25 protein-coding genes and 1 riboswitch are annotated in these 22,046 nt (G+C 71.1%); of the genes, 14 read left to right on the top strand and 11 right to left on the bottom strand.

Annotated features, from left to right (window positions below; genetic code table 11):
* Positions 1-95 precede the first annotated feature (95 nt).
* The gene (locus ACBJ59_RS41190) at positions 96-521 is read right to left on the bottom strand and encodes an OsmC family protein (RefSeq protein WP_327590568.1); all 426 of its coding nucleotides are present in this window, start codon (positions 519-521) and stop codon (positions 96-98) included.
* A 159-nt stretch (positions 522-680) separates the two neighbouring features.
* Here ACBJ59_RS41190 and ACBJ59_RS41185 point away from each other — a divergent pair, with 159 nt between their 5' ends.
* From ACBJ59_RS41185 to ACBJ59_RS41170, 4 genes are all read left to right on the top strand, one after another.
* Positions 681-1,232 carry a sigma-70 family RNA polymerase sigma factor gene (locus tag ACBJ59_RS41185; RefSeq protein ID WP_375115542.1) on the top strand — a complete coding sequence of 184 codons (552 nt, stop codon included), beginning with the start codon at positions 681-683 and terminating at the stop codon, positions 1,230-1,232.
* Between the two features lie 58 nt (positions 1,233-1,290).
* Complete coding sequence (locus tag ACBJ59_RS41180) at positions 1,291-2,181, top strand: maleylpyruvate isomerase family mycothiol-dependent enzyme (protein ID WP_375115541.1); 891 nt, start codon at positions 1,291-1,293, stop codon at positions 2,179-2,181.
* Between the two features lie 217 nt (positions 2,182-2,398).
* A complete protein-coding gene (locus ACBJ59_RS41175; protein WP_375115540.1) occupies positions 2,399-2,908 on the top strand; it encodes a hypothetical protein in 510 nt (169 codons plus the stop codon).
* A gap of 206 nt (positions 2,909-3,114) precedes the next feature.
* The gene (locus ACBJ59_RS41170) at positions 3,115-3,690 is read left to right on the top strand and encodes an HD family hydrolase (protein ID WP_375115539.1); all 576 of its coding nucleotides are present in this window, start codon (positions 3,115-3,117) and stop codon (positions 3,688-3,690) included.
* 13 nt (positions 3,691-3,703) lie between these two features.
* Here the strand turns inward: ACBJ59_RS41170 and ACBJ59_RS41165 are convergent, their stop codons facing one another.
* Positions 3,704-5,050, bottom strand: coding sequence for an ankyrin repeat domain-containing protein (locus ACBJ59_RS41165; protein ID WP_375115538.1), 1,347 nt, complete (start codon positions 5,048-5,050; stop codon positions 3,704-3,706).
* A gap of 184 nt (positions 5,051-5,234) precedes the next feature.
* Between ACBJ59_RS41165 and ACBJ59_RS41160 the strand changes: the two genes are divergently transcribed.
* The 3 genes from ACBJ59_RS41160 to ACBJ59_RS41150 all read left to right on the top strand — a co-directional run bounded on the left by ACBJ59_RS41160 (position 5,235) and on the right by ACBJ59_RS41150 (position 7,277).
* Complete coding sequence (locus tag ACBJ59_RS41160) at positions 5,235-5,957, top strand: DUF1707 domain-containing protein (protein ID WP_375115537.1); 723 nt, start codon at positions 5,235-5,237, stop codon at positions 5,955-5,957.
* An 88-nt stretch (positions 5,958-6,045) separates the two neighbouring features.
* The gene (locus ACBJ59_RS41155) at positions 6,046-6,546 is read left to right on the top strand and encodes a SigE family RNA polymerase sigma factor (RefSeq protein ID WP_364115063.1); all 501 of its coding nucleotides are present in this window, start codon (positions 6,046-6,048) and stop codon (positions 6,544-6,546) included.
* Between the two features lie 2 nt (positions 6,547-6,548).
* A complete protein-coding gene (locus tag ACBJ59_RS41150; protein WP_375115536.1) occupies positions 6,549-7,277 on the top strand; it encodes a hypothetical protein in 729 nt (242 codons plus the stop codon).
* A 37-nt stretch (positions 7,278-7,314) separates the two neighbouring features.
* On the opposite strand, the gene ACBJ59_RS41145 is transcribed toward ACBJ59_RS41150, so the two are convergent.
* The 5 genes from ACBJ59_RS41145 to ACBJ59_RS41125 all read right to left on the bottom strand — a co-directional run bounded on the left by ACBJ59_RS41145 (position 7,315) and on the right by ACBJ59_RS41125 (position 11,007).
* Entirely contained in the window at positions 7,315-8,091 is a 777-nt protein-coding gene (locus ACBJ59_RS41145) for a sirohydrochlorin chelatase (protein ID WP_375115535.1), read from the bottom strand.
* Entirely contained in the window at positions 8,073-8,801 is a 729-nt protein-coding gene (locus tag ACBJ59_RS41140; RefSeq protein ID WP_375115534.1) for a phosphoadenylyl-sulfate reductase, read from the bottom strand. The genes ACBJ59_RS41145 and ACBJ59_RS41140 overlap by 19 nt, the downstream gene beginning before the upstream one ends.
* A 136-nt stretch (positions 8,802-8,937) precedes the next feature.
* Positions 8,938-10,626 (bottom strand): nitrite/sulfite reductase, encoded by a 1,689-nt coding sequence (locus tag ACBJ59_RS41135; RefSeq protein WP_375115533.1) that lies wholly within the window; start codon positions 10,624-10,626, stop codon positions 8,938-8,940.
* A gap of 111 nt (positions 10,627-10,737) precedes the next feature.
* A complete protein-coding gene (locus ACBJ59_RS41130) occupies positions 10,738-10,821 on the bottom strand; it encodes a putative leader peptide (protein WP_311132608.1) in 84 nt (27 codons plus the stop codon).
* Positions 10,822-10,881: 60 nt separating this feature from the next.
* A complete protein-coding gene (locus ACBJ59_RS41125; protein WP_375115532.1) occupies positions 10,882-11,007 on the bottom strand; it encodes a hypothetical protein in 126 nt (41 codons plus the stop codon).
* A 55-nt stretch (positions 11,008-11,062) separates the two neighbouring features.
* Between ACBJ59_RS41125 and ACBJ59_RS41120 the strand changes: the two genes are divergently transcribed.
* From ACBJ59_RS41120 to glyA, 5 genes are all read left to right on the top strand, one after another.
* The gene (locus tag ACBJ59_RS41120; protein WP_375115670.1) at positions 11,063-11,830 is read left to right on the top strand and encodes a TIGR03084 family metal-binding protein; all 768 of its coding nucleotides are present in this window, start codon (positions 11,063-11,065) and stop codon (positions 11,828-11,830) included.
* A gap of 54 nt (positions 11,831-11,884) precedes the next feature.
* Complete coding sequence (locus ACBJ59_RS41115; RefSeq protein ID WP_375115531.1) at positions 11,885-12,259, top strand: YccF domain-containing protein; 375 nt, start codon at positions 11,885-11,887, stop codon at positions 12,257-12,259.
* A 56-nt stretch (positions 12,260-12,315) separates the two neighbouring features.
* Positions 12,316-13,248: a YihY/virulence factor BrkB family protein gene (locus ACBJ59_RS41110; RefSeq protein WP_375115530.1), complete on the top strand. Its 933-nt coding sequence runs from the start codon at positions 12,316-12,318 to the stop codon at positions 13,246-13,248.
* A gap of 54 nt (positions 13,249-13,302) precedes the next feature.
* On the top strand, positions 13,303-14,748 hold the full coding sequence (locus ACBJ59_RS41105; protein ID WP_375115529.1) for a serine/threonine-protein kinase: 1,446 nt from the start codon (positions 13,303-13,305) through the stop codon (positions 14,746-14,748).
* A 25-nt stretch (positions 14,749-14,773) separates the two neighbouring features.
* A riboswitch (ZMP/ZTP riboswitch) is annotated at positions 14,774-14,856 on the top strand.
* Between the two features lie 24 nt (positions 14,857-14,880).
* Positions 14,881-16,131: a serine hydroxymethyltransferase gene (gene glyA, locus ACBJ59_RS41100; RefSeq protein WP_375115528.1), complete on the top strand. Its 1,251-nt coding sequence runs from the start codon at positions 14,881-14,883 to the stop codon at positions 16,129-16,131.
* A gap of 429 nt (positions 16,132-16,560) precedes the next feature.
* Here glyA and ACBJ59_RS41095 read toward each other — a convergent pair whose 3' ends face one another.
* The 3 genes from ACBJ59_RS41095 to ACBJ59_RS41085 all read right to left on the bottom strand — a co-directional run bounded on the left by ACBJ59_RS41095 (position 16,561) and on the right by ACBJ59_RS41085 (position 19,296).
* A complete protein-coding gene (locus ACBJ59_RS41095; RefSeq protein ID WP_375115527.1) occupies positions 16,561-17,802 on the bottom strand; it encodes a CHRD domain-containing protein in 1,242 nt (413 codons plus the stop codon).
* A gap of 205 nt (positions 17,803-18,007) precedes the next feature.
* Positions 18,008-18,751 carry an anti-sigma factor family protein gene (locus tag ACBJ59_RS41090; protein ID WP_375115526.1) on the bottom strand — a complete coding sequence of 248 codons (744 nt, stop codon included), beginning with the start codon at positions 18,749-18,751 and terminating at the stop codon, positions 18,008-18,010.
* Positions 18,748-19,296: a sigma-70 family RNA polymerase sigma factor gene (locus ACBJ59_RS41085; RefSeq protein ID WP_364115086.1), complete on the bottom strand. Its 549-nt coding sequence runs from the start codon at positions 19,294-19,296 to the stop codon at positions 18,748-18,750. Before ACBJ59_RS41085 ends, ACBJ59_RS41090 begins: the two co-directional genes overlap by 4 nt.
* 286 nt (positions 19,297-19,582) lie before the next feature.
* On the opposite strand from ACBJ59_RS41085, the gene rsgA reads away from it, so the two are divergent.
* Together rsgA and ACBJ59_RS41075 are read left to right on the top strand one after the other, a co-directional pair.
* A complete protein-coding gene (gene rsgA, locus ACBJ59_RS41080) occupies positions 19,583-20,680 on the top strand; it encodes a ribosome small subunit-dependent GTPase A (RefSeq protein ID WP_375115525.1) in 1,098 nt (365 codons plus the stop codon).
* A gap of 147 nt (positions 20,681-20,827) precedes the next feature.
* Positions 20,828-21,457, top strand: coding sequence for a phosphoribosyltransferase (locus ACBJ59_RS41075; RefSeq protein WP_375115524.1), 630 nt, complete (start codon positions 20,828-20,830; stop codon positions 21,455-21,457).
* 23 nt (positions 21,458-21,480) lie between these two features.
* Here the strand turns inward: ACBJ59_RS41075 and ACBJ59_RS41070 are convergent, their stop codons facing one another.
* Positions 21,481-21,954, bottom strand: coding sequence for an ATP-binding protein (locus ACBJ59_RS41070; protein WP_375115523.1), 474 nt, complete (start codon positions 21,952-21,954; stop codon positions 21,481-21,483).
* Between the last annotated feature and the right edge of the window lie 92 nt (positions 21,955-22,046).

The following is a 22,046-nucleotide window of genomic DNA, read 5'->3' as shown; positions in this document are numbered from 1 at the left end:
GCGCCCCACGCCGCTGACGGCCCCGTACGAGGCGTCACATGACTGGGCGGGAGGGCGCCACGCCCCCGGACGGGGCTCCGGAAATCGGAGAGAGCCTAGAGGAGCTCGGCCTTGAGCGAGATCGTCGTGCCGGTCAGGGCCTTGCTCACCGGGCAGTTGGCCTTGGCCGTCTCCGCGGCCTCCTGGAACTGCTCGGCCGTGATGCCCGGGACGTGGCCCTTCACCGTGAGCACGATGCCCGTGATGCCCTCACCCGGCTGGAACGTCACATCTGCGCTGGTCTGCAGCGACTCCGGCGGCGTGCCGGCGCCGGCCAGGCCGTGGGAGAGCGCCATCGAGAAGCAGGACGAGTGGGCGGCGGCGATGAGCTCCTCAGGGGAGGTCTTGCCGTTGGCCGCCTCGGCCCTCGACGGCCAGGAAACCTCGAATGTGCCGACGCCCGAGGTGTCGAGCGATACGGTGCCGGAACCGTCGAGCAGGGCGCCCTTCCACTGAGTGGTGGCGGTGCGAGTGGTGGCCATGACGTGTGCTCCCTCCGTGGTTATCGTTACGACCTTATCGCGGCCCCAAAGAGTCTTGCCTGCGGGTCATCCGGCTCTACATTTGGTGCGAATAATGACATGCTCGGGTCGCGGCGCACCCTGCCGCCTTGGTCCGGATTAAACGGGAGCGTGGTGCCAGTGGAGGCACCGTACGACGACCGCCTGCTGCACCAGCGGGTGGTCGGCGGCGATGAGTCCGCGCTGGGGGAGGTCTACGATCGGCTCTCCTCGCTGATCTTCGGTCTCTCCCTGCGGGTCACCAGGGACCGGGTGATCGCCGAGGACATCACTCAGGAGGTGTTCCTCATCTTCTGGGAACGGCCGCTGGCCTACGACCCGGAGCGCGGCACGCTGCGCGCCTGGCTGGCCACGATCGCGCACCGCCGCGCGGTCGACCACGTGCGGGCCGAGGAGCGCAGGCGGGTGTCGGCGCTGGGGCCCAGGCTGTTCGAGCGCGAGCCCATGAGGCTGGAGGACACCGTGCTCGCCGCCGACGAGGCCGCGCGGGTGCGGCAGGCGGTGACGTCGTTACCCGACGGCTTGCGGCAGGCGGTGGAGCTGGCCTATTTCGGTGGCAGGACCTACCGGCAGGTCGGCGAGGAACTCGGCGTGCCCGAGGGCACGGCCAAATCGCGCATCCGGCTGGCGTTACGGCGCCTCGCGGACGCGCTGGCGGAGGAAGAAGTGTGATGGACGCCGGGCTGCCGCACGCTGGTCGGGCGGACGTACATGCGCAGGAAGGGGTGTGATGGACCCCGTCGAGCGTCTCTACCTGGACGCGATGATGGAGGACCCGGCGGTGCCGGCCCGCTCGTTGCGGCCCCAGCTCCTGGCCGGGGCCCGGGCGAGGCGCAGGCCGGCGGCCCCGACCGCCGCCTGGGTGGAGCCGTACGCCGGCCGCGTGGCCGCCATGGACGCGCTGCTGGCCTCGGCGGTGGACGACGACTGGTCGCGCGTCATCGTCGAGGGCTGGACGCTCCAGGAGCTCGTGGCCCACCTGGCCGCCAAGGACGGCCTGCTGGCCGCCTCCGTCGGCGCCCCCGTGCTGGGCCCCCCGATCGGGGCGGTCGACTCGATGGGCCGGACGAACGACGTGCAGGCGTACGAGCGGGCCCGCAGCCCCGAGCAGACCAGAAGGGACTGGCGGGCCCAGGCGGACGCGCTCTGCCGCCACCTGGCCGGGCTGCCGCCCACGACCATGGCCACGCTGGACGGCCTGGAGACGGTGGTCAGCGACCACATCCTGGCCAGGGGCCTGGAGACCTGGGTGCACACGAACGACGCCGCCGAGACGGCGCGGGTCCGCCTCCCGAACCCCGTCCCCCAGCACATCCACCCCACGGCCGACCTGTGCGCCCGCCTGCTGCCCTGGACGATGCTGTTCTCCGGCCTGGACGGCGCCGGCCGCACGCTGCGGCTCACGCTGACGGGCGAGGGCGGCGGCGAGTGGCGGGTCCCGCTGGGCGTGGAGGACACCGAGCCGGGCGAGCCGGATGCCGGCATCACGGCGGACGTGGTGGAATTCTGCTTCCTGCTCGGCGGCAGGGGAGACCCCACGGAATTCCCCGCCGACCTGGCGGGCGACCTGTCGCTGGCCCGGGACGTCCTGACCGCGGCCCCCGCGTTTTCAGGCCCATAACCCCGACAAAAGGGACGAATTTCGCGCGGCCATTTGCCTATATACGGCGAATGGCCGCCTTCGTTGCATCAACGCCACCTCAGGCTTAAACGATTTGACGGGTTGTTTGGGTTCGTGGAGGTAAAGGGGATTCTGTGCTGGGGTACGTCTGCCTATGTCCGGGTGCTCCAAGAAATGAAGCATCGGACTCCGGGTCGATCTACCCAGGACGGAAATAATGCACGTTAAGCCGAATAACCAACAAGCGCGAACGTCGCGCCACAGGCGTATCGCGACGATGGCCCTGGCGGGCGCCGCCGCCGGCCTCATGTTCCTTCCCGTAGGCCAGGGTGTCGCCGGCGCGAGTGCGGGCGTGGCCGGCCTCCAGGCCGGCGTCGGGTACGTCTCGGGTGAGAAGCCGACGCTCGGCTGCGGGCACCGGGGCTGCGGCCGCAACTGGTGGGGCCGGCACTGGTGCGGCGGCTGGTGCCACGGCGGCCATCACCGCCGCCACCACCACCACGAGTTCGACCACCACCACCACGAGTCCAACCGCCACCACCACGACCGCGACCACGAGGACCGGCGCGTGGCGCCCGCCCCCGAGCGCGAGGAACCCGTCGAGCCGCCGGTGAAGGAGAAGCCGGAAAGGCCGGAAAAGCAGGACAAGTGGGATATCGACGAGAGCAAATGGCCGGCTTTCGATGAGTTGCCGTCTTTCGGGGACTGGGCCGGGGAAGAGCGGTAACCCGGAACCGGGCGCCGATCACTTCCGCGTCTCCGGAACAGCGGCCGTCTCCGGAACGGCCGGAGTCTCCGGAACGGCGGGAGACGAATGCCGTGGCCACCTCGACCGGCCACGGCATTCGCCGCCCCGGGCCGGGGAAGGACGCCGGTACCGCGCCGGTACCGGGGTCGTCGTTTAGGCTCTGCGCATGACGAGAGGGGGTCCCCGTGGCGGACGACGTAACGGGTCTCGCGGGGTTGCTGTACGAGTTCGGGCTGCTCAAGCGCTACAAGCGGACCGGTTGGCTGGTCGCGGGGGTGCGCGATCCCGAGAGCATCGCCGAGCATTCGTTCCGGGCGGCGGTCATCGCCGCCGTGATCGCCAGGCTGGAGGGCGCCGACCCCGAACGGGCCGCGTTCATGAGCCTGTTCCACGACACGCAGGAAACCCGCATCACCGACATCCCGTACATCGGCAAGCGCTACCTCAAGGCGGCCTCCAACGAGGACGTCACCGCCGACCAGGTGCGGGGCCTGCCGGCGGAGGTGGCCGGGATGGTGAGCGGCGCGGTGGGCGAATACGAGGAGAAGGCGACCCTCGAAGCCGTCTGCGCGCGTGACGCCGACAAGCTGGAGTGCCTCATCCAGGCCGTGGAATATCGCGAGCAGGGGCAGCACAACGTCCAGGGCTGGATCGACAGCTCCCTCGCCGCGATCACCACCCCGACCGGTAAGCGCCTGGCCGAGGAGGCCTTGAGCACGGGGACCCTGGACTGGGTGACCCGCGTGCTCAACGGCGACTGAGCCTTCCGCCGGATCAGCTGTCGGAGGGCTCGCTGACGAGGTCCCTGGCGTACTCGTCGTCGCTCTCCGCCAGCACCCGCCGGCGCCCCTCGTCGGCCCGCTCGTCCCCGCGCAGCGCCAGCCCGCGCGTGGCCTCGGCCACCGTGCGCAGGTCGGAGTCGGACAGCCGGGCCGCCAGGGCCTCCCTGATGCGGGGCGTGTCGGCGGCCAGCCCGGCGAGCCCGGAGGTGGCCCAGTCGCGGATCTCCGAGTCCTCCTCCTCGGTCATCGCGATGAGGAGGGCCAGCCCCTCCTCGTGGTCCGGCGGCAGCACGTCGGCCAGCGCGATCGGGTCCGTCATCGTGCGCTTGTGCCCGGGGCGGCTGATGACGTCCAGCACGTACGGCAGCGCCCGCGGGTCGCCCTGATGGCCGAGCCCCGCCAGGACCGAGCGCAGCACCTGCGGGTTGCTCTCCGTGGTGACCATCTTCTGCAGGAGCGGCAGCGTCCTTTCGAGGTACGGCTTCTCCCCCTCGGCGAACCCGAACTGGGCGATCGCGTCCACGCCGAACTCCCGCTCCCTGGCGTCCTCGCTCACGCACAGCCTGGCCAGCGCCTCGTACGTCTCCTCGTCGGCCCGCCTGCCCAGCGTGTCGGCCACGATCCACCAGGTCTCGGCGTCCTCGTCGATGTCGCGATGCGCCAGCGCCCGCCCCACGAGCCGGTCCACCGGCGTGTGGATGCCCGCCGCGTCCTCCAGCAGGGTCGCGACGGCGGCGTGGCCGCGCTGCGCCTGCACCTGCTCGCTCTCGGAGCCGTCGGCCGAGCGCCCGGCCACGGTGACGAGTTCGGTGCCGTCCTTGGCGTACTGGCGGGCCACGACGTATTCCCAGCCGTCCTGCTCGATCTGGTCGAGCAGCGCGGTCTCCAGGTGCACGCCCACCCAGTCGACGGCGATGTCGAGCGGCGAGTCGCCGTCGCCGTCGTACTTCTGGTGGTCGGCCCCCGCCTCCAGCAGCGTCTGGACCATGCCCAGCGCGCCGCGCCTGGCGGCCAGCGAGAGCGGGGTGTCGCCGTCGTCGTTGGTCGCGTCGACCTCGGCGCCCGCCTCGATCAGCACCCGGGCCACGGCGGCGTGGCCGTTGGCGGCGGCCCAGAGCAGCGCCGTCCAGCCGCCGGCCTCCCTGCCGTTGACGTCGGCGCCGGCCGCCAGCAGGGCCTCGGCCACCTCCGTGCGGTCCCAGGCGGCCGCCGCGCACAGCGGCAGCCCCTCTTCCTCGCCCTTGCTCGGCTTGTTGGGGTCGGCGCCACTGGCGAGCAGCTTGCCCACGGTCTCGGACTCACCGTTCAACGCCGCGCGGTAGAGCTGTTCCTCATGCATGACAGGGACCCTAGCCTGGTCCGGCCGCGCCCCGGACCAAGCCAGGGCCCCGTGTCATGCCGTTGTACGCGCCCCGTCCCCGTACGGGTTCAAAGCCCATGCCCAACGTGCATGTTTCGATGGATCACGCGTTTCCTACCAAAGGAGGAGCTTCACGGCGGCCAAGACGCGATATGTTGCGAGTATGACTGATCCCGGTGAGGTCCGCGCGTCGGACGCCGAGCGCGAGGCCGTCGTCGAGCAGCTCCGTGTCGCCTCGGTCGAAGGCAGGCTCACGCTCGCCGAGCTGACCGACCGCACGGAGGCCGCGTATACCGCGACCACCCATGCCGAGCTGGCCCTGCTCACGCAGGACCTGCCCGCGGGCGCCACGCCCGCCCACATGCCCGCCCCCGCGCGCGAGGGGAAGAAACGACGGTGGTTCGTCGGTGTCATGGGCGAGTCCAAGCGCCGCGGCACCTGGCGGATCGACAAGGAGCTCGGCGCGGTGGCCGTCATGGGTGAGGTGCTGCTCGACCTGCGCGAGGCCGAGGTGCGCACCGACATGGTGGACATCCTGGCCGTCTCCGTCATGGGCGACATCAAGATCATCGTGCCCGACGGCGTGAACGTGGACCTCGAGGGCGTCGCGATCATGGGCGAGAAGAAGGTGAAGGTCCAGGAGGCGCCCTCCGGCATGAACGTGCCCGTGGTGCGGATCAAGGCGTACGCGGTGATGGGCGAGATCAAGGTGATCGGCGACTCGCAGGTCAAGCCGCTGCAGCGCGGGTTCGCCGCCTGGCGGGAGCACTGGGAGCGGCTGCACGGCGAGGACTGGCGGGAGATCGGCCGCCAGGTCCGCGTGGACGGCCGCGAGCTGCGCAAGCAGCTCCGCGACCAGCACCGCAACCTGCGCCGGGGCTTCTGACCCGCAAATCCTTGCCCGGCTCGTGCAACGTCCCGGCCCTCCTGGCGCGTAGTGCTCGGTGTACATCACCGAGCAGTGAGGACCCTCGATGCGGGATCGAGCCGACTTCGAGCGCTACGTCGAGCAACGCTCGGCCCGCCTGCTCAGGACGGCGTACCTGCTGTGCCGCGACTGGGCCACGGCGGAGGACCTCGTCCAGACGGCGCTGGCCCGCGCCTGGCTGGCCTGGCGCCGCGTCGGCGCGAACCCCGACCCCTACGTCTACCGCATCCTCACCAACACCCACGCCTCCTGGTGGCGGCGGCGGTGGCGGGGCGAGGTGGCCACGGGCGAACTGCCCGACGGCGCCGGCCCCGGGGACGCGGAGGCGGGCCTCGGCACCCGCGAGGCGCTGCGGGCGGCGCTGACCGCGCTGCCCGCCAAGCAGCGGGCCGTGATCGTGCTGCGCTACTTCGAGGACCTCCCCGACGAGGAGATCGCCGCCATCGTCGGCTGCTCGGTGACCACCGTCCGCAGCCAGGCCAGCCGCGCGCTGGCCAAGCTGCGGCTCGACCCTGAGGCCAGGGCCGCGATGGAGACGGGAAGCTGACCGTGACGACGAGACAAGAGCAGGACCTGCGCGAGCTGCTCGACAGCGACAGCGCCGAAGGCATCGCCGAGCGTACGGGCGGGCACAGGGGCGTGACCGTCGCGGACGTGGACGCGCGGGCCCGCGCCATCCGCCGCCGGCGCGGGCGGACGGCCGGCTCGATCGCGATGGCCGCGCTGGCGGTCGTGGCGGTGGCGAGCCTGCCCCGCACCGAGGCCGCGCCCATGCCCGAGGACGTCTGGACCGGCGTGCTGGCACAACCCGGCGCGGCGCCCGCACCCGAACGCTCCGTCCCGGCCCTGCCGCTCTACCACCGGTACGAGCGGGGCGGGGAGCGGGAGACGTTCCGGTTCCGGGCCTCGGCCACGGGCGTGACGTTCGGGCTGAGCTGCCCGGCGGACGGCCACGCCCTGATCTGGCTCAACGGCCGGTTCGTGGCGAGCGGCCCCTGCGGCCCCACCGTCGCCGAGCCGCCCGGCTGGCTGGGCGATCCGGCAAAGGCCCGGGAGGGCGTGAACGAGCTCACCGCGGCCCTGGTCCCCGCCTCGTCGGCCGGCTCGGGCCGCATGACGGAGGAGCGCGCCGAGCGGCTGCTGGCCGCGACGCCCGCCTACCCCGCGGCGTGGCGGCTGACGGTGCTGGACACCCGCACGCTGAACTGCCGGGCCGATGTGATCCGCATCGACCCGGGAAGCGGCGAGATCATCCCGAGCTGTTCACCCCGCAAGTGACGCCGAGCTGCTCACCCCGCGAGTGACGCCGAGCTGCTCATCCCGCCAGTGACACCGGCTGCCGCTGGGCCGCGCGGTAACGCTCCAGCACCACGTCCACCAGCTCCGGAGCCGGTCCGAGCACGTCCGCCACGATGTCGGCGCCCGCCGCCAGCGTGTCGCGGCGCACCTTGTCGGCGAAGTAGCCCGGCGCCAGCAGGTACGGCGCCACGACGACCCTCGGCGCCCCGGCCCGCCTGAGCGCGGCGACGGCCGCGGCGGGAGCCGGATCGGCGGCCGAGGCGTACGCGGGCGACACGGTCCACCAGCCGGACCGCCGCCACCCCCGCGCCAGCTCCGCGATCACCGCGTTGGCCCTGGCGTCACTCGAACCGGCGGACACCAGCACCACCGCCGTGTCCGGGTCGCCCGCCGGCACGCCCGCCTCCGCCAGCCGCCGCTCCAGCGCGGACCGCAACAGCGGGTGCGGCCCCAGCGTGTGGCCGTAGTGGACGCGCAGGCGCGGCTCGCGGGCGCGTGCCTCGTTCAGGGCCGCCGGCAGGTCCACCCGGCTGTGGTAGGCCTCGGTGAGCAGCAGCGGCAGCACCACGGCCTCCTCCAGACCGCGCAGCGCCTGCCCGAGCGTGGGGGCGCAGTGGTCGAGGTAGGCCACCCGGACGTCCAGCGGCACCTGGTCGAGCAACGCGGCCACGGTGGCGGCGGCACGCGGGTCGCGAGACCCGTGCGCCACCGCCACCAGTGGCACGCGGCCGGGGGCCGTCCCGCCTGCCAACGGGACGCGTCCCCCGCTGGGGATCACAGGTGAATGCCGCATTCGACCTTCCCCAGGCCCGCCCAGCGTCCGCTGCGCGGATCCTCACCCTCCGCGACCTGCCGCGTGCAGGGCGCGCAGCCGATCGAGGGGTAGTTGTCGTAGTGCAACGGGTTGATCAGCACCCCGTTGTCGGCGATGTAGTTGTCGACGTCCTCCTGCGTCCAGGCGGCGATCGGGTTGACCTTCACCATCTGCCGCTTGGCGTCCCACTCCACGACCTTGGTGTCCGTCCGGCTGGCCGACTCGTCGCGGCGGATGCCGGAGATCCACGCAAGGTACGGCTCCAGCGCCCGGTTCAGCGGCTCCACCTTGCGCAGGTAGCAGCACAGGTCCGGGTTGCGGCCGAACAGGCGGGGGCCGAGGTCGCGGTCCTGCTCCTCGACCGTCCGCGACGGCTTGATGTCGATCACGTTGACGTCATAGACCTGCCGGACGGCGTCCCGCGTGCCGATCGTCTCGGCGAAGTGGTAACCGGTGTCGATGAACAACACGTCCACGCCGGGCTTGACCCTGCTCACCAGGTCGATGAGGAGGGCGTCGCTCATCGAGGAGGTCAGGCACAGCCGGTCGCCGAACGTCGCCGCCGCCCAGCGGATGATCTCGCGCGCGGGGGCGCCCTCCAGGAACGTGGCGGCGGACTCGACGATGTCCTGCAGGTCGAGGGCCCCGCGTTGCTCTCTCAAACCGACCTCGATGTCGACCAGCGTCATATCTTCACTCCGATTCCAAGGAATTTCAGCTTGAAGGCACGAGCGCAGGCGCGGCAGTACCAGCCGCCATCACCCTCGTAAGGCTCCAGGTCCTCGTCGCCGCAATAGGGGCAGTGGAAGGGAACCGCTCGTGTGGTCATTTCAGGTCGGCCTCGTCCGCTCGCTGGACCCAGTCGGCGAACGACTCGCCTTCCTTCTTCTGGCTGTCGTAGTTGGACACGACGCGCGCCACGTAGTCGGGCAGCGCCTTGGCGGTGGTCTTGAGCCCGCGTACTTTCCTGCCGAAGCCGGCGTTGACGCCGAGCGAGCCGCCCAGGTGGATCTGGAAGCCCTCGACCTGGTCGCCGTTCTCGTCCACGACGAGCTGGCCCTTCAGGCCGATGTCGGCGACCTGGATGCGGGCGCAGGAGTTGGGGCAGCCGTTGACGTTGATGGTCAGCGGCTCCTCGAAGTCCGGCAGCCGCCGCTCCAGCTCGTCGATCAGGTCCATGGCGGCGGCCTTGGTCTCGACGATGGCCAGCTTGCAGTATTCGATGCCGGTGCACGCCATCGTCTGGCGGCGGAACGTGGAGGGCCTGACCTGCAGGTCGTTGGCCTCCAGCTCGGCCACCACGGAGTCCACCCGGTCGGGGGCGACGTCGAGGACGACCATCTTCTGCTCGACCGTCGTGCGGACCCGGTTCGACCCGTGCCGCTCGGCGATGTCGGCGATCACGTGCAGCTTGTCGCCGTCGAGCCGGCCCACCTTGGGCGCGAACCCGACGTAGAAGTTGCCGTCCTTCTGCGGGAAGACGCCGACGTGGTCGCGGCGGCTGCCGCGCGGCAGCTCCGGCGCGGGCCCGTCGGGCAGCCGCTCCTTGAGGTATTCGGTCTCGAGGATCTCCCGGAACTTCTCCGGCCCCCAGTCGTTGACCAGGAACTTGATCCGGGCCCGGTGCCGCAGCCGCCGGTAGCCGTAGTCGCGGAAGATCCCGACCACGCCCTCGTAGACGTCCACGGCCTGCTCCGGCCGCACGAACACGCCCAGCCGCTTGCCCAGCATCGGGTTGGTCGACAGGCCGCCGCCCACCCACAGGTCGTAGCCGGTCTCGCCGTGCTCGTTCACCACGCCCACGAACGCCACGTCGTTGATCTCGTGCACCGTGCAGTGCGCCGGGCAGCCGCTCAGCGCCGACTTGAACTTGCGGGGCAGGTTCGAGTACGCCGGGTTGCCCACGATCCGGTCCTGGATCTCGTGGATCTGCTCCGTGGAGTCCAGCACCTCGTCGGAGTCGATCCCGGCCAGCGGACAGCCCAGGATCACGCGCGGGGTGTCGCCGCACGCCTCCGTCGTGGACAGGCCCACGGCCTCCAGGCGCTCCCAGATGTCCGGCACCGACTCGATCTCGATCCAGTGCAGCTGGATGTTCTGGCGGTCGGTCAGGTCGGCGGTGCCGCGGCCGTACTCGTTGGAGATGTCGGCGATCGTACGGAGCTGGGCCAGGTCGAGCTGGCCGCCGTCGATGCGCACCCGCAGCATGAAGTAGCTGTCGTCGAGCTCCTCCGGCTCGAGGATCGCCGTCTTGCCGCCGTCGATGCCGGGCTTGCGCTGGGTGTAGAGGCCGTACCAGCGCATGCGGCCACGCAGGTCGGCCGGGTCGATCGAGTCGAAGCCCCGCTTGGAGTAGATGTCGATGATGCGCTGGCGGACGTTGAGGCCGTCGTCGTTCTTCTTGTTCTCTTCGTTCTTGTTGAGCGGCTCACGGTAACCGAGGGCCCACTGGCCTTCGCCGCGCGGGCGCTTGTGGTGCCGGCTGGCAGGAGTGCGGCTGGCAGGGGTGCTCATTGCGCGTCCTTCGGATCATGGGCGCGCGCGGTGTTCCACCTGCCATCTTCATCGATGGGCAGGGCTGGAGAGGAAGAGTGCGACGCGCTCAGCGGTAGAAAAGAATGTGGGTTAGCGGGCGTCGCAACAGATGGCACTGCGGACACGCTGAAGGTCGACGTGTCGTCGACCGACGAGCATGGGGTCCGCTGGCATACTCCGAGATTACTCTGGCTGTCCGGGATGTCCAAGACGGGGTCCAGAGTGTGGGATAGTTCATCCTTGGCGCGGCCAGTCCAGATCCGACTCCTTGGGCTGCTCCTCCTCCTGGTGCTGGCAGTCGCACCACGAGCCGCCGCGGCAGTCCTCGTGGCGCCTCTCCTTGCAGCTATCGCAGATCACGCTTGCATTATTCTCCCAGAACCTTGTTCCGGTTAGGCTGGCGCGCGTGGACCTCATGGCCGAATTACTCGGCGACCTGCGTGCCGAGACCGCGTCCTTGGAAGCGCTGCTCCAGCCCTTGAACGACGAGGACTGGGAGCGGCCCACGCCCGCCGAGGGGTGGGCGATCCGTGACCAGGTGAGCCATCTGGCCTGGTTCGACGACGCGGCCGTGCGGGCCGCCACCGATCCGGACGCCTACCGCGCCTCGGTGCTGTCGGACTCCCGCTCGGTCGACGATCTCGCGCTGGAGGCGCGCGGCATGCCGCCGGGCGAGCTGCACGACTGGTTCCGTACGTCCCGCGCCCGCAGCCTGGAGGTGTTCGCCACGCTCGGCGCCCGCGACCGGCTGCCGTGGTTCGGGCCGGAGATGTCGGCCGCCTCGTTCGTCACCGCGCGGCTGATGGAGACGTGGGCGCACGGCCAGGACGTGGCCGACGCGCTCGGCGTCACCAGGGAGCCGACGGCCCGGCTGCGGCACGTGGCCATGCTGGGATACCGGGCCCGCCCGTACGGCTTCGCGGTGCGCGGCCTGCCCGTGCCCGGCGAGCCGGTACGCGTGGAGCTGGCCATGCCCGACGGGACCATGTGGACGGCCGGCCCCGACGACGCGGACGCCGTCGTACGCGGGACGGCGCTCGACTTCTGCCTGGTCGTGACCCAGCGCATCCACCTCTCCGACACCGGCCTGGAGACGGCGGGCGCGCCCGCGCGGGCCTGGATGGAGATCGCCCAGGCGTTCGCCGGGGCACCCGGAAAGGGGCGGCCGCCCAAGTCAGGGTGAGTTCAGGGTCTTGCCGGATGACGCCGAGGGCACGATCAGTGACATCCTGTGAGCATGCGCACAATTCTGAACGTCATCTGGCTGGTGTTCGCGGGGATCTGGCTGGCCATCGGATACGCGCTGGCCGGAATCATCTGCTGCATCCTGATCATCACGATCCCGTTCGGCATCGCCTCGTTCAGGATCGCCGCCTACGCGCTGTGGCCGTTCGGCCGGACCGTGGTGCGCGACCCCGGCGCGGGCGTGTTCTCGTTGCTGGGCAACATCATCTGGTGCGTGGTCGCCGGCATCTGGCTGGCCATCGGGCACGTCGTGACCTCGATCCCGCTGTTCATCTCCGTCATCGGCATCCCGATGGGCGTCGCGAACATCAAGATGATCCCCGTCTCCCTCCTCCCGCTGGGCGCGCGCATCGTGGACAACGACTAGGTCAGTCGCGGGACGTAAGCTGTCCCGAAGAGTCACTGCGAATAGCGTTGGGTGCCATGACGTCCACCGATGCGCCTCCCCGGCCCAAGCGCGGGCCCGTCTCGAATGCCCGGGCGAGGCTGAACTGGGTGCTCGACACCAAGTCGTGGGCGATCGTGCGCGCGGCCACGAACGCCGGCGTCACCTACCGGGTCACCGGCCTGGCCGGCGAGGCGGCGTTCTTCGCGCTGCTGTCGTTGCCGCCCTTCGTGCTGGGCCTGATCGGCGTGCTGGGCAAGCTCGGCACCTGGCTCGGGCCCACCGTGGTCACCCAGGTGAAGACCTGGGTGATCGAGCAGGCGGGGCTGCTGTTCACCGACGACGCGGTCAACAAGGTGATCAACCCGCTCCTCACCGACGTGCTCAGCGACGACGCCGGCAAGGTGTCGATCATCTCGCTGGGCTTCCTGCTGTCGCTCTGGTCCGGCTCCAGGGCGCTCTACGTCTACGTGGACCTCATCTCGGTCGCCTACGGGCTGGGGGAGGAGCGCGGCATCATCCGCACCCGGCTGATGTCGTTCGGCCTCTACATCGTCGGCCTGATCATCGGCATCATCGTCATGCCGATCCTGGTCGTCGGCCCAACGCTGATCAAGGACGCGCTGCCCGCCGACTACGGCATCCTGATCGACCTGCTCTACTGGCCGGTCGTGATCATCGGCTCGGTGCTGTTCCTCACCGTGCTCTACCACGTCAGCGTGCCGGTGCGGACGAAGTGGTACCGCGAGCTGCCGGGCGCCATCCTGGCGCTGTTCCTGTGGATCGTCTGCGCGGCGGTGCTGCGCGCGGTGCTGGCGGCGTGGTTCTCGCCCGTCTCGGTGTACGGCTCGCTGGCCGCGCCCATCGCGCTGCTGCTGTGGCTCTACATCACCGCGCTGGCGGTGCTCATCGGGGCGATCCTGAACGCCGAGGTGGATCGGCTCTGGCCGGGCGTGAGCCGCACGAAATAGCGCGATCCAGCGTTCTGCCACCAAATGTCAGGCCATGAGGTCAGAATGCATCCCGTGATCGATCAGACCCGGCGAATCGGCCCCTACACCCTCGTACGCAAGCTGGGCGAGGGCGGCATGGGCATCGTCTACCTCGCGCAGGACGCCGCGTTCGCCCCGGTCGCGCTCAAGGTGCTCAGGCCGGAGCTGGCCGGCCGCGAGGACTTCAGGCGCCGCTTCACCAGGGAGGCCGAGGCGGCCCGGCACGTGGCCAGGTTCTGCACGGCGCCCGTGCTCGACGCCGGGATCGAGGGCGCCACCGCCTACCTCGTCACCGAATACGTCGAAGGCCCCGACCTGTCGTCCATGATCGAGACGCAGGGGCCCATGGGAGGCGCCAACCTGGAGGCCCTGGCCGTCGGGGTGGCCACCGCGCTGGCCGCGATCCACGAGGCGGGGGTCGTGCACCTGGACCTCAAGCCGTCGAACATCCTGCTCAGCGCCGTCGGCCCGCGCGTCATCGACTTCGGCATCGCCCGCATCGCCCAGCCGGACGCCACCCAGTCCGCCGTCGTCGCGGGCACGCCCGCGTACATGGCTCCGGAGCAGGCCAGCGGCGCGCCCATCACGGCCGCCAGCGACGTGTTCGCGTGGGGCGGCGTGGTGACGTACGCGGGGACGGGGCGGCCGCCGTTCGGGACCGGGCAGGTGCCGGAGGTGCTGTACCGGGTGGCGCACCACGTACCGGTGCTCGACGGGCTGGACGAGCGGCTGCGGGTGCTGGTGGAACTGGCGCTGCAGAAGGATCCGGCCCGGCGGCCGACCGCGCAGCAGCTCCTCGACCGCCTGATGGGCCGCGAGCGGGCGACGGTGGCCTCCGCGACCCGCGCGGTCAGCGACGCCTGGACGCCGCTGCTGTCTCCCCAGGCGTCCCCCGCTCCAGGTCCCCGGCCCGCGGGGGGCGGGCGCTGGGCGCCGCCCGTGATCGCCGCCGTGCTCGCGTCCGCGCTGACCGCCGGCGGCACGCTGGCGCTGTGGCGCCCCTGGGAGCAGCCGGGCACGCACCAGGCCACCACGAACGCGCCCGACCCCGCCGCGACCGTCACGCCCGGCACGAAGCAGGCGTCGAGGTCCTTCCAGTACAACGACGGCTACCGGACCGTGCCCATCGTCCTGCGGATCGAGGCGCTCCGGTGGCAGGGCGACGACGTCAAGCTCGAGTTCTCCGTCAGCAACGACCACTCGCAGAGCTCGCTCAGCGTGTGGGGCCTGACCGAGACCAACGCCTACAGCCTGAAGGACGTCGAGCTGGCCCTCCGCGACGAGGCGCTGCCCGTCAAGCCCATGTTCCAGGGCGACCAGTGCGCCTGCTCGGAGCTGACCCCCGGCGACCAGATCCCGGCCGGGCAGACCCGGCGTTTCTTCGCCGTCTTCCGCAAGGTGCCCAAGGCCGCCGGCCCGGTCGACCTGGACCTCAAGAACCTCGGACACTACGCGAATCTGCTGATCACCACGAAATAAGCCCCTGTCACATCCGCTATCGTCTAGGACGAGACGCGACTGGCGCATTGGGTGGGATCGACCACCGGGGAGCGAAAGGAGCGGAGGCCGTGCGCCTGGGTCTTCGCAATCGTCAATGATGACAGGAGAGTCATGGGTTCTCTCGCTAGCGTCGACCCGCAGATCGCCGAGCTCATCAAGGCGGAAGAGCGTCGCCAGTCCGACACCGTCAAGCTCATCGCGTCGGAGAACTACGTGTCGAAGGCCGTGCTCGAGGCCACCGGCACCGTGCTGACCAACAAATACTCCGAGGGCTACGCGGGCAAGCGCTACTACGAGGGCCAGCAGGTCATCGACCAGATCGAGACCGTGGCCATCGAGCGCGCCAAGGCCCTGTTCGGCGTCAACCACGCCAACGTCCAGCCCTACTCCGGCTCGCCCGCCAACCTCGCCGTCTACATGGCGTTCCTGCAGCCCGGCGACACCGTGATGGGCATGGGCCTGCCGTTCGGCGGCCACCTCACCCACGGCTGGTCGGTCTCGGCCACCGGCAAGTGGTTCAACCCGGTCCGCTACGGCGTACGCAAGGACACCGGCCGCATCGACCTCGACGAGGTCCGGCAGCTCGCGCTCGAGCACCGGCCGAAGCTGATCTTCTGCGGCGGCACCGCGATCCCGCGCACCATCGACTTCGAGGGCTTCGCCTCGATCGCCCGCGAGGTCGGGGCCGTGCTGGCCGCCGACATCGCCCACATCGCGGGCCTGGTCGCGGGCGGCGCGCACCCGTCCCCGGTGGGCCACGCCGACGTGATCTCCACGACCACGCACAAGACGCTGCGCGGCCCGCGCGGCGCCATGCTCATGGCCACCGCCGACGAGCACGCCACGGCGCTCAACAAGGCCGTCTTCCCCGGCCTGCAGGGCGGCCCGCACAACCACACCACCGCCGCCATCGCGGTCGCGCTGCACGAGGCCGCCCAGCCGTCGTTCCGCGACTACGCCCACCAGGTCGTCGCCAACGCCAAGACCCTGGCCGACGAGCTGGCCTCGCGCGGGTTCGACCTGGTCTCCGGCGGCACCGACAACCACCTGATCCTGCTCGACCTCACGCCCAAGGGCATCGGCGGCAAGCCGGCCGCCCAGGCGCTCGACCGCGCGGGGCTGGAGACCAACTACAACACGGTGCCGTTCGACACGCGCAAGCCGTTCGACCCGTCGGGCATCCGCATCGGCACGCCGTCGGTCACCTCGCGCGGCATGGGCGAGGCGGAGATGCGGCAGATCGGCGCCTGGATGGACGAGGTCGTCACCGCCCTGGCCAAGGGGGACGCCGAGGACGTCATCACCCGCGTCCACCACGAGGTCAGCGAACTCACCGCCCAGTTCCCGGCCCCGGGCCTCTAAAGACCCTCTCCGCGCGGGCTCTTCTCGGCGGGTCGGTCGCACCCGCCGCACGGGGTCGCCGAGGTCCATCCGTTACGGCGGAGCCAAGTGGGCGCCACCCGCCGCACGGGGCTGAGGGCCTCCAGGGTGACGCCCGCTGACCGGCACGTGGCCGGCCGCCGTCACGGCGCACGCTTGACCGTGACGGTGGTTCCACCCCGCCCCGGCGACGATCCCCGCCCGGCGGCGGCCACCGTCTTCCGTACCCGCCCGCCGCCAGAGGGCGCATGATGGAGCGCCCCGCCGCACGGGCTCCCGTGTGCGGCGGGGCGCTTGTCGCGACCGGGCCGGAGCACCCCGTCGCGGCCGGTCGGTGGCCCGGGGGGACCGGGCCGGATCGACCGGGAAGGGCCTGGCAGGGGACGGGACCGAATCGTCCCCCGCCCGGCCTCAGCCGAGGAACACGTAGTCCGCGCCGTACGGGACCCTGGTCTCGGAGCCCGGCTCGCAGGAGCCGGCCGGGGCGAGGCCGCCCGTGGTGTTGAGGCGCAGGATCTGCGTGGCGTGCGCGAGCAGCCCGGTGGGCGTGCCCGACTGGGTGGCGTCGAGGACCAGCTCGGGGATGTTGTCGCCGTTCGGCGTGCGGCTGACGACCGCGCCGCGCACCGCGCTGCCGTCCGGGGCGATCCACTGCGGCGGCCCCGACGCGGGCGTCACGAACGAGTGGTCGATGCCCCGCCGCAGCGTGGCCGTCACGCCGAGCTGGGTGAAGCCGTAGCCGCCGGCGGGAAGCTGCGTGCAGGAGTAGATCTGCGAGCCGCGCAGCACGTCGGCGGTGAGCGCGCGCGGGTGGGTGAACGCCTCGCCGGAGAGCTGCCCGCGCACCGCGCCGCCGTCGAACTCGGTGGTGCGCAGGTTCGAGTGGTACGCGCCCGGGTTCTCGGTGACGCGCTTGACGACCTTGGCGGCGACCGGCGTCACCCCCGCGACGCCGGTCACGTTCTCGGGCAGCCCGTCCCGGGCCGCGAACAGCTCCGCCGCCACCGGCCCGCTCCTGCCCGGAGGCCCCTTGCGCAGGTGCCCGGCCGTCACCCGGCCCAGCCCCGACCAGGTGGCGGTGTAGGCGATGGACGAGCCTGACGGGCGCAGCCACCACACGGCCCGGCCGTCCGCGTCGCCGCGCCGCCTGCCGTCGTCCTGGGGGACCTCCTGGCGGCCGTCCGCCTGGGACGAGAGCGTGGCCTGGTCGCTGCCGTGCAGCACGCCGTTGAGGTCGACGGGCCTGCTCAGCCGGTGGAACTGGCCGCGTACCGCGCCCTTGGGGTGGGCGGCGTCGTGCAGGTTGGCGTAGAAGCCGCCGGGGTTGTCGACGAGCGCCTTGACGAGGTCGTCGCCGGCCTTGACGGTGCCGGTGACGCCGAGCACCGACCCGGGCAGGGACTCGGTGAAGAAGTCGAGCCCGACGTCGCCGTTCGCACCCTTGGCGCCCGCGTGCACGTGGCCGGCGGTGGGTGTGCCGATCCCGTGCCACCGGGCCGCGAACGTCACCTCGGTCCCGCTGATTTTGAGCACCACGGTCGAGCGGCCGTCCGCGTCGCCCGGGGCGCCCACCTCGTTCGCGCCGCGCAGGCCCGCCGCGAGATAGACGTCGTCGCCGGACGCGTGCGCGGGCACCGCCGGGACGACAAGCACGCTTGCCGCTAAAGCACTAGAAAATACGAATTTCCGGATAGACATAATGAAACCCCTTAAAGGGCTTGATATTCCGGTTGATACGGCAAGCAGTACGCGCCGGAGCCCGGTGCGGTTCAACCCGCGAACGCGTAAATTTCCACACAAGGGCGAGGGCATGAAGAAAGCCCTCCCACCAGCGGTGAGAGGGCTTCCCCAGGACCGGTCAGGCCTTGATGGTGAGTATCTTCTTACCCGCCGAGGTGACCACCTCGAAACGGTCGATGTCCTTCAGTTGCGTGGCACTGCCGCCGTGCATGTAGAGCGGATCGGGCGACCCCGGCACTCCGTACCCGGCTGGAGGTACGGACCACCCGGTCATCACCCGGCGCTCACCCGACTTGGCCACCGAGATGAGCTCGCACTCCAGCGGACCCTTCACCCCCGCCAGCTTGAGCGCCGCGTGCGTGCCCCACCCCTTCGTCTCCACGACCAGGCCACCGGTCACCCCGTCCACGCCCTTGCCCTCGATGGGCTTGCCGTCGGCGTAGAACTGCTCGGCCGGGCCCATGTGCGTGCCCATGTGACCGCCGTGCCCCTGCGCCAGCGGGGCCGGCTCGCCCCCGCTGAGCTGCGTGCCGATCGTCAAACCCCCCGCCACCAGCGTGACCGCCGCCGCCATCCCGATCACGAACGTGCCCCTGCGCGTCCGCCTGTCGGCCGCCTTCTTGCGCCGGAGCAGGTCGACCACGTCGTCCTGGCCCCCGATGGGGCGGTCATAGGAAGGGGGGTCGGGGTCCTCGACGGGCCCGATCCCGTTCAGCACGCTTGCCACGCCGGCCAGATCGGACAGTTCATACCGGCAGGAGGGGCAGCCGAGGAGGTGGGCCTCGAAGGCGAGCCTGTCGTCCTCGTCCAGCAGTCCGAGCGCGTAAGCGCCCACGTCCGTGTGCTCGACTCTCGAAGTCACGCCGTCACCCCCCTCTCCTCCAGTGCGATCCGCAACGCGCGTACGGCGTAGTAAACCCGGGACTTCACGGTGCCCACCGGGATCCCGAGCGCCTCGGCGGCATCGTTGACCGACCGGTCCCGCAGGATCGTCTCGTTGAGGATCTCGCGGTGGGCCGGCGACAACGCCTTCAGCGCCTCAGACACGACCACCTGGTGCAGCAGTCCCTCCATCTCGTCCGGCACGGGCATGCTCTCCAGCGGTCCGTCGCCCGACTCCTGGGGGCGGGCGTCCCTTCGCCGCCGGTCATCGATCACGATACGTCTGGCGACCGTGGCGAGCCAGGGCATCAGCGAGACCGAATCGGGGTCGAGCCGTTCCGCACTCCGCCACGCCCGGATCATGGTCTCCTGCACCACGTCTTCCGCCCACTGCCGATCGCCCGCGGTCAGCCGGATCACGAAGGCCAGCAGCGGCCTGTGGTATTCCCGGTAGAGCGCGGACACGACCACCTCGTCATCCGGGCGTACGCGCCGGATCCAGTGACGTAAGCGCGGCTTGCCCATCGGGGCGGCTCCCTCGGCCGAGGGCGGGGGATACGTGCTGATTCGCATCATTCCCCTTTCTCAGTCCGTCGGGAGGTGGTACGGCCAGGCGCCCTGGCACGGTTCAACAGATCGCGGAAGATAATCCGATTGCATCGCCGGGGACAGGCTGCGTAGAGTCACTCCGACGACTGATCGAGGAGGTGAGGACTTATGCGGGTCGCCCTGTTCAGCGCGCCGTCAGTCCACCTCCGGGGGCTCAGCTGAGCCACCCGTTCCACCCTTCTCGATCAAAGGTCTCACTCCGTTGTTCAACGATCTTGCTCTGCTCGGCTGGACCGATCTCCGCGCCGCCGAGCTGCCCGCCGAAACCGTCCCCGCCCGGGTGGCCCGCGTCGACCGCGGCGCCGCCGAGGTGATCGCGGCGGACGGCCAGCATCACGTCAAATACTCCGCCCGCGTACGCCGCGCCTCGGCCGCCGACCCGGTGTCGCTGCCGTGCGTCGGCGACTGGGTCGCGCTCAGGTGGCTTCCTGAGGGCCGCTACGAGCTCGACGAGGTCCTTCCGCGCACGTCCGCGTTCGTCCGGGGCGGCGTGAGCCGCGACTCGGTCGGGGGCCTGTCGGGCGACGGCCAGGGCCAGGTGCTCGCGGCCAACGTGGACGTCGTCTTCGTGGCCGAGCCGTCCATGCACTCGACCGACTTCGCCGACCTCGGCCGCATCGAACGCCTCGTGGCCCTCGCCTGGGAGTCCGGCGGCACGCCCGTCGTGCTCGTCACCAAGTCCGACCTGTTCGAGAACGGCCTGGACGACCTGATCGCCGACGTCCGCGTCGCCGCTCCCGGCGTGGACGTGCACGCCGTCTCCTCGCTGCACGGGGACGGGGTGGAGCTGGTCGGCGGCTACCTCGGGGGATCCCGTACGGCCGTCATCCTCGGCCCGTCGGGGGCCGGCAAGTCCACCCTGGTCAACGCGCTGGCCGGGGAGGAGGTCATGGAGACCCAGCACGTACGCGCGGCGGACGGCCGCGGCCGCCACACCACCGTCCACAGGGAGCTGATCCTGCTGCCCGGGGGCGGGCTGGTCATCGACACGCCCGGCATCCGGCGGGTGGGCCTCTACGACATCGGGGAGGGCGTCGACCTCGTCTTCTCCGACATCGAGGCGCTGGCCGAGCACTGCCGGTTCGGCGACTGCGGGCACACCAGCGAGCCGGGATGCGCGGTGCTGGCGGCCCTGGAGAGCGGCGAGCTGCCGGAGCGGCGGCTGGAGAGCTGGCGCAAGCTGCAGCGGGAGGCCGCCTGGATGGCGTCCCGGACGGACGCGCGGCTGCGCAAGGAGCAGCAGAACAAGTGGAAGATCATCCACAAGGAGATGCGCCGCTCCGGCCGCAACCGCCCCTGATCCGCGGCTCCTGCCCTGGAGACGGGGCTTGAGCGGCAACCGAACGGTCAGTGGCCTCGGCGAGCGCCCTGCGGACCGGCGCAGGGTGCCGAGGGAATGGCTGGGGGAGGAGGGCGAGGAGCCGGCGTCAGCGGGTAGGCACAGGTCATGGAGCTCTTCGCAGACCGGGCCGCGGCCGGGGCGCTGCTCGCCGAGCGGTTGCAGGACGTGCGCGACCCCGTGATCCTCGCCCTGCCCCGCGGCGGCGTGGCGGTGGCCGTGCCCATCGCGCGCCGCCTCGGCACCGTGCCCGACGTGCTCGTGACCCGGAAGATCGGCTATCCGCCGACGCCCGAGCTGGGGGTCGGCGCGATAGCCGAGGGCGGCGAGCCGGTGTTCGACCTGACGCTGCTGCATCGCCTGGGCATGACGCCCGAGTCCGTGGCGGACGTGGTGGAGGAGGAGCGGCGCGAGCTGGCCCGCCGCGTACGCGCCTATCGCGGCGACCGCCCGCTGCCCGCGCTCGAAGGGCGGGAGGTGATCGTGGTCGACGACGGGCTGGCCACCGGCGGCACCGCGCGGGCCGCGCTCAGAGCCGTCGCCACGCACAAGCCCGCGAAGGTGACGCTGGCCGTTCCGGTCGGCGCCCGCGAGACCGTCGAGTCGCTCCGGGAGGAGGCCGACGAGGTGGTCGTGCTGCTGACGCCCATCGATTTCCGGGCGGTCGGTCAGTGGTACGAGCACTTCGACCAGCTCAGTGACGCCGACGTTCTCGACCTGCTCGACAGGGGGGACTGACCCGGCGGGAGACGATGGGGCGGTCAGGTCGCGATGATGGCCCAGACGAGCTTGCGGGCGCCTCCCGGCGAGAGCCACCCCCACGCTGTGCAGAGGGCGTCGACCAGCCGAAGCCCCCGCCCGTACTCGGAGAACACGTCCGGCGAGGCCGCCACCGGCACGGTGTGGCTGTGGTCGGTGACCACGCACGCCAGCTCGGCCCCGTGCGACAGCAGGCGTAACTGCGCGGCCCCGCCGCCGTGCCGCATCGCGTTGGTCACCAGCTCCGAGACCACCAGCTGGGTGTCGAAGGCCAGCTCCACCGCCCCCCAGGCGCCGAGCGTCTGATCGACGAACCGCCGGGCCGTCGCCACACAGGCGGGCTCCAGCGCGGTACGTTGATGGAACGGAAAGACGGCATCACACTCCCCGGTGCGTCCTTCCACCAGAATGGACGAAAGCCATCCTGGTGGCCGGGCACCGATGGCGGCTTGCGGCCGAGCGTCGAAAGTCGTCATTCTGGCCCCCGAAGCGCGGTCTGGTGATCCAATGCCCATCTTTACGGGGAGTGCTTACCGATGCAAGACTTTTCGTAGTTTACGGATGCGAA

Origin of the sequence: Nonomuraea sp. MTCD27 (assembly GCF_041950495.1) — a bacterium.
Classification (GTDB): Bacteria; Actinomycetota; Actinomycetes; order Streptosporangiales; family Streptosporangiaceae; genus Nonomuraea.
The sequence above is the reverse complement of the archived record's forward strand: the minus strand, read 5'-3'. Positions and strand labels throughout refer to the sequence as shown.

Bases quoted from the DNA above. Each gene is read 5' to 3' on its own strand.
- ACBJ59_RS41165 (WP_375115538.1), bottom strand. From the start codon at position 5,050: ATGCATGAGGAACAGCTCTACCGCGCGGCGTTGAACGGTGAGTCCGAG.
- ACBJ59_RS41180 (WP_375115541.1), top strand. From the start codon at position 1,291: ATGGACCCCGTCGAGCGTCTCTACCTGGACGCGATGATGGAGGACCCG.
- ACBJ59_RS41120 (WP_375115670.1), top strand. From the start codon at position 11,063: ATGGCCGAATTACTCGGCGACCTGCGTGCCGAGACCGCGTCCTTGGAA.
- glyA (WP_375115528.1), top strand. From the start codon at position 14,881: ATGGGTTCTCTCGCTAGCGTCGACCCGCAGATCGCCGAGCTCATCAAG.
- ACBJ59_RS41075 (WP_375115524.1), top strand. From the start codon at position 20,828: ATGGAGCTCTTCGCAGACCGGGCCGCGGCCGGGGCGCTGCTCGCCGAG.
- ACBJ59_RS41190 (WP_327590568.1), bottom strand. From the start codon at position 521: ATGGCCACCACTCGCACCGCCACCACTCAGTGGAAGGGCGCCCTGCTC.
- ACBJ59_RS41070 (WP_375115523.1), bottom strand. From the start codon at position 21,954: ATGACGACTTTCGACGCTCGGCCGCAAGCCGCCATCGGTGCCCGGCCA.
- ACBJ59_RS41160 (WP_375115537.1), top strand. From the start codon at position 5,235: ATGACTGATCCCGGTGAGGTCCGCGCGTCGGACGCCGAGCGCGAGGCC.
- ACBJ59_RS41130 (WP_311132608.1), bottom strand. From the start codon at position 10,821: ATGCCAGCGGACCCCATGCTCGTCGGTCGACGACACGTCGACCTTCAG.
- ACBJ59_RS41175 (WP_375115540.1), top strand. From the start codon at position 2,399: ATGCACGTTAAGCCGAATAACCAACAAGCGCGAACGTCGCGCCACAGG.
- ACBJ59_RS41135 (WP_375115533.1), bottom strand. From the start codon at position 10,626: ATGAGCACCCCTGCCAGCCGCACTCCTGCCAGCCGGCACCACAAGCGC.
- ACBJ59_RS41155 (WP_364115063.1), top strand. From the start codon at position 6,046: ATGCGGGATCGAGCCGACTTCGAGCGCTACGTCGAGCAACGCTCGGCC.
- ACBJ59_RS41115 (WP_375115531.1), top strand. From the start codon at position 11,885: ATGCGCACAATTCTGAACGTCATCTGGCTGGTGTTCGCGGGGATCTGG.
- ACBJ59_RS41140 (WP_375115534.1), bottom strand. From the start codon at position 8,801: ATGACGCTGGTCGACATCGAGGTCGGTTTGAGAGAGCAACGCGGGGCC.
- ACBJ59_RS41085 (WP_364115086.1), bottom strand. From the start codon at position 19,296: ATGGGCAAGCCGCGCTTACGTCACTGGATCCGGCGCGTACGCCCGGAT.
- ACBJ59_RS41110 (WP_375115530.1), top strand. From the start codon at position 12,316: ATGACGTCCACCGATGCGCCTCCCCGGCCCAAGCGCGGGCCCGTCTCG.
- ACBJ59_RS41145 (WP_375115535.1), bottom strand. From the start codon at position 8,091: ATGCGGCATTCACCTGTGATCCCCAGCGGGGGACGCGTCCCGTTGGCA.